Genomic DNA, 5,165 nt, shown 5'->3' on the forward strand with positions numbered 1-5,165 from the left:
GTCAATCTGCAGCATATTTTGGAAACTTTGGTTGAGCGTTACGGGTTTAAAGAGTTGGGGAGTAAAGTGGACATCAGATGTTTTTTGATAAATCCGACTATTAGCTCATGTTTGAAGTTTCTTAGAAAAACGCCTTGGGCGAGAGCTAAAGTTGAAGAGCTGTATTTAAAGAGCATAAAGCAAGGCGAAAAATAATAAATGGAGATACCGTGTTTATAAATAACCTAGCTTACGAGGCGAGTGCGGGAAGCGGTAAGACTTTTATGCTTGTCGTGCGTTATTTGAGTCTGCTTTTTAAGGGCGCTGAACCCTCAAAGATACTTGCTCTTACATTTACCAACAAAGCGGCAAACGAGATGCAGGAGAGGATTGTTCAAACACTCGAGGAGCTACAGAGCAGGGATGAACTTTATGAGATAGCCAAGGTTACGGAGCTCTCGCCAGAGTATCTGCTTGCCAATCGCAAAAGGGTTTTAGAGGAGTTTTTAAACGTACATACGAAAATCATGACTATTGACAGCTTCTTTACGAAGATTCTTAGAAAGTTCTCTCTTTATGCCTCTTTGATGCCTGATTTCTCAACATTCAGTTCACAACATGAGCTAAAACTCCTTATGCGATTTTTAAAAGAGGTAAGTGTGGCGGGCAAAAAAGAGACGCTTATCACGCTCTCTCTTGCTTCAAACAAAAGACTTACAAATATATTTGAGCTGTTGGATGAGTTTTATATTAAGTTCCAAGAGTTAAAGCATATAGAGTTTAAAAAGCAGGATTATAGCAAGTTTGAAAACAGGGCGATGGAGAGTCTGGATGAGCTTAGAAAAATAATCTCCTCATGCAAAGATGCTTCAAGCACTGCCATAAAATCCGTTGAAGCGCAAAACTTTGAGGAGCTGAGCGCAAAGGCTTGGATAGGCAGGGAAACGCTGGAGTACAGTACTTTTAAGAAGTGTTTTACTCCCGAAATGGACAGACATCTTCACAGCATTCAAGAGGACATAAGAGAGCAAAACAGAGCAAAAGAGCAGAACTTCTTTTTTGCTATAAAAGAGCTTGTCGACATCTATGCAAAGAGTAAAAAAGCGCTCTACATGGACGATGGAGAGCTCAGCTTTAGCGATGTAACCTATCTTGTTTATGAGATACTCAATCTTCTAGAAGATAGTGAATTTCTCTATTTTAGACTCGATGCGCAGATAGAACATATGCTGCTCGATGAGTTTCAAGACACAAGCATTTTGCAGTACGCTATTTTGAAGCCGCTTATCAATGAGATAACCTCCGGCAAGGGCATTTTTGAGAATGGAAGCTTCTTTTTTGTGGGTGATGTGAAGCAGTCCATCTACCGGTTTCGCGGCGGGGTAAGCGCTCTTTTTGACGTTGTAAGAGAGCAGAACAACACTCATGTAGAGAAGCTTTTGACAAACTACCGTTCGCAAAGAGAGGTTGTTTCGTTTGTTAACAGAGTTTTTGAGCAAAGAATAAAAAACTACACGCCGCAACTTGTTAGAGATGGGGCTGATGGCGGTTACGTAGAGGTTGTACAAAATGACGAACTGCTTCAAGAGGTTGTCGTACAGGTAAAGAGACTTCTTGACATGGGAGCCGATAGCAATGAGATAGCTATTCTTTGCGCAACAAATGGTAACGGGCAAGAGATTGAGGCGGCGTTGCATGCGCAAAACATAGAGGTTGTGACGGAGACGACGACAAAGCTTATTAACCAAAATGGCGTTAAAGCAATTTTGGAGTACCTAAAGTACCAATATTTTGGCGAAGAGATATACAAAGAGAACTTTTATGCGCTTATCTCGCAGGAAGTGCGCTCCATAAAGAGAGTAGATTTCAACAAAAGCACTATCTTGGATGTCGTCAAAGGGGCAATAGAGGAGTTTGGGCTTTTTGAGAGTGACTTTAATCTTCTAAGATTTTTAAGTGCAATAGCACTCTACAGCGATATAGAAGCGCTTCTTTTTGAGTATGAGAGGATGGACATGAGCGCGGCAGCTTCCGAGCTAAGCGGTGTGAGAGTACTTACCGTTCATAAGTCAAAAGGGTTGGAGTATGAGCATGTCATAGTAATGGACAGGCTCAAAAAAGCTCCACCCTCACGTGATGCCATTATTTACGAGTATGAGGGCATTTCGCTTAAAAATATCTACCTGCGCATAAAAGGCAGAGATGCGGTGGATGCCGAGTATGCAGAGGCTCTTTTAAAAGAGAAGACTCTTGTGCTTGAAGATAGCCTCAATGCCTTGTATGTGGCTTTTACAAGAGCAAGAGAGAATCTGTTTATAGTCTTAAAATCAAAAGATTCTATGTTTGATATTTTGGAGCTTCAAGAGCAGGTTTTCGGCACTTTGAGATGTAAAAAACAGGAGCAGCCAGAGGAGAAAAAAGAAGCTGTATCTCTGGGGTATAGAGAGCTTTACTACGGAACTCAGAGCGATATTTTGGCTGTTGAAAAGAGTCAGGACGATGATCTTAAATCAATCAATTTCGGAATAGCTCTCCACTATATGCTTGAGATGCTCTCAGAGTTTGATGAGAGAACTATTCTTGATGCAAAAGCGATGATGATAAACAAGTACGGCGATATATTGGACGATGAAGAGATAGAAGATATGCAGCACAGAGTAGAGATGCTTCTTCAAAACAGTGAGTTTATCTCTTTGGTAGATGGGGAGTGTTATAGAGAAAAGGCGATAAGATACAAAAAAAATCTTAAATATATAGACTTGCTAGTAAGAAGCAACTCCCTCAAAGAGAGCCTTTTCCCAAGCTGGATTATCATTGATTATAAGAGTTCTCTTTCTCATCATAAAGAGCATGTCTCGCAAGTCGGCTCTTATGTAAGAGCTATAAAAGAGATAACCGCAGAAGATGCAGCCGGGTATATCTGTTATCTTCTAAGTGATGGCATTAAGATTAGTAAGGTCTAGAAAACTTCTACTCTGTTTCTGCCTAATTTTTTAGCGTTGTAGAGTGCTTCATCAGCCTCCGAGAAAAGCGTTGCAAAGTTTTCATGCTCTTTGCGCAGACTGCTGATGCCAATACTCGCAGTTACGTTTATTACCTCTCCCTCAAACTCTACAGGTCTACTTTCAACTGTTTCTCTTACGGTTTCTGCGATATTTGATGATGTGTGAAGATCTGTCTCTGGCAGAATGATTACAATCTCTTCCCCGCCGTAACGCCCTATAAAGTCCGTCTCTCTTTGACACTCTTTAATCGCAGCACTCACTTCTCTTAGTACTTCATCCCCGGCCATATGACCGTATGTATCATTGATATATTTAAAATGATCAAGGTCAATAATCATAATAGAGAGCTCTTTATTGTAGCGCTTTGCCCTCTTAAATTCACTCTCCAAGCTCTCCTCTAAATGGCGTCTGTTCCAAAGACCGGTAAGAGAGTCGGTTTGACTTAGAAGCTCTATCTCTCTTGTACGCACTTTTACTAGATGCTCAAGGCGCTCTTTTTCACCTCGAGACTGCTCAAGTGCCGAGAAGTAGATAAGTCTTGAGGTAAAGAGTGCAAATAAAAGAGCAATGGCGGCAGTTACCGTAGCCGTTGTAAATAGTCTGTTTTCATGATTTAAAAAGGTCGTCGCATCAATAAGAAGCATCAGTTTCATCTTTTCATTCTTATCGTGTTCATGGGAGTCGATAATTGTTCGGTATCTTAACTTTCCCTCAATCTCTATCATGCTTGAGTCGGGAAGATTTCTGTTTTTAAGTTTTGTTGCAACCAGTCGGTTGTTGCTGCTTGCGTAGATATTTTCTTGCGGGTCTATGATTGAGACCTCTACAATATTTTTTGCAGACTCAATATAAGCATGTAAAAAGTCATTTATGTTTGTTTTTGTAAGTATCGCAAGAGAGTTCGTTATAGAGCCATCCATAGATTTTAGAAGGTTTTGAATGTCAACTTGTCTTCTAAGTATAGAGAAGTTGTCCTGAGAACCGTTTTGGAGATTGTACTCGGATATATCAACTGCTAAGTCAATTATGCCTACAAGCTTCTCATTGAGATATATCGGGTGGTAGATTGACATAACCTCTACAAAGTCGCGAATCTCGAAAGAGAATGTGTTTAATTTACGCTTCCCCCTTGTCGTTTCAAGAAAACTTTTAGATGATAAAACCTCTCCTATCTCCTCTTTAAACATTGAGTTTCTGATGGTGCCGTCGGGTCCAAGGTATCTAAACTCAAATATTTCAAGCCTGAAAGAGACATCGTCTACAAGTTTTTCAAGGCTTATAGTAGATTTTATATTATGAAACCGCTCTATAGCAGAGGAGACGGAACTCGCAACATTAAGAGAGTTATCGTGTAGCTGTCTGAGCAGGAGGTCTTTCTGTGTTTTGTAGTTGTAGTAAGATAGATAAGCTATACCTACAACTAACGAAAATAGTATTAAAGGAACTGTATATTTTTTAGCAAGTGAAATCATCAATGCCCCGTATTTGGATCGGCTTTTTTGTAGCTGTTATATGCTTTGTCAAGGTCATGGTAAGATCTATTCCAGCGACTCGTATGGCAGCTTGTACACATTTTTCTAACTATCTCGGGGTTGTCTCCTCCCGCTAGAAAGCCTCCTCCTGTAAACTTTTTGATTTCATTTCTACTCTTGTCTTTTGCCAGTGCTATATGCACGTTCCCCGGACCGTGACAACCTTCACACTGAACATTTGCAAGACGCGGAGTTTTTTCCATATCGACAAAACCGCTCGGCACTCCATGACCGGTAGAGTGGCACATGAGGCAGCGAGAGTTCTTCTCCTTCCCTAGTGCGACAAGACCTTCCATGGCATGGTCATGCGGATCTTTTTTTCTTCCAATAAAAAAGTTTCTGTGACAAAGTCGGCATTTTGAGTTGCCAACATAGTTATACTCCCTCGAGCTTATAGCATCACTATACGCTTTCTCTCCCATTGCCCTCTTGAGCGGAATCTCAGGCATGGGAGAGTTCAACTCCTCTATAACCCTTTGGTTTTCAGCCGCATCGACAGAGAGAGAAAAAAGTAGCAACAAAATAGCAAACAACCCCTTTTTAAGTACTAAACTCAACCCCATTTTTACTCTTTTGTTAATTTATTAAACATGATATAATCCCACATTTTTTTATTGTAGCATTTTAAATATTGAATATTTATAAAACC

General features: G+C 40.4%; 4 protein-coding genes. 2 read left to right on the top strand and 2 right to left on the bottom strand.

Going from position 1 to position 5,165, the window contains the following annotated elements:
- On the top strand, window positions 1-195 hold a 195-nt coding region (locus IBX42_RS11085; RefSeq protein WP_294932906.1), incomplete at its 5' end, for a VF530 family DNA-binding protein.
- Window positions 196-209: 14 nt separating this feature from the next.
- Window positions 210-2,942: a RecB-like helicase gene (locus IBX42_RS11090; RefSeq protein WP_294932908.1), complete on the top strand. Its 2,733-nt coding sequence runs from the start codon at window positions 210-212 to the stop codon at window positions 2,940-2,942.
- On the opposite strand, the gene IBX42_RS11095 is transcribed toward IBX42_RS11090, so the two are convergent.
- On the bottom strand, window positions 2,939-4,456 hold the full coding sequence (locus IBX42_RS11095) for a diguanylate cyclase (RefSeq protein ID WP_294932910.1): 1,518 nt from the start codon (window positions 4,454-4,456) through the stop codon (window positions 2,939-2,941). The two genes, IBX42_RS11090 and IBX42_RS11095, sit on opposite strands and share 4 nt — an antisense overlap.
- Complete coding sequence (locus IBX42_RS11100; protein ID WP_294932912.1) at window positions 4,456-5,079, bottom strand: multiheme c-type cytochrome; 624 nt, start codon at window positions 5,077-5,079, stop codon at window positions 4,456-4,458. Before IBX42_RS11100 ends, IBX42_RS11095 begins: the two co-directional genes overlap by 1 nt.
- Window positions 5,080-5,165: the final 86 nt, after the last annotated feature.

Origin of the sequence: Sulfurimonas sp., from assembly GCF_014859695.1 — a bacterium.
Lineage (GTDB): Bacteria > Campylobacterota > Campylobacteria > Campylobacterales > Sulfurimonadaceae > Sulfurimonas.

Coding starts and splice junctions, on each gene's coding strand:
- IBX42_RS11100 (WP_294932912.1), bottom strand. CDS start 5,079: ATGGGGTTGAGTTTAGTACTTAAAAAGGGGTTGTTTGCTATTTTGTTG.
- IBX42_RS11095 (WP_294932910.1), bottom strand. CDS start 4,456: ATGATTTCACTTGCTAAAAAATATACAGTTCCTTTAATACTATTTTCG.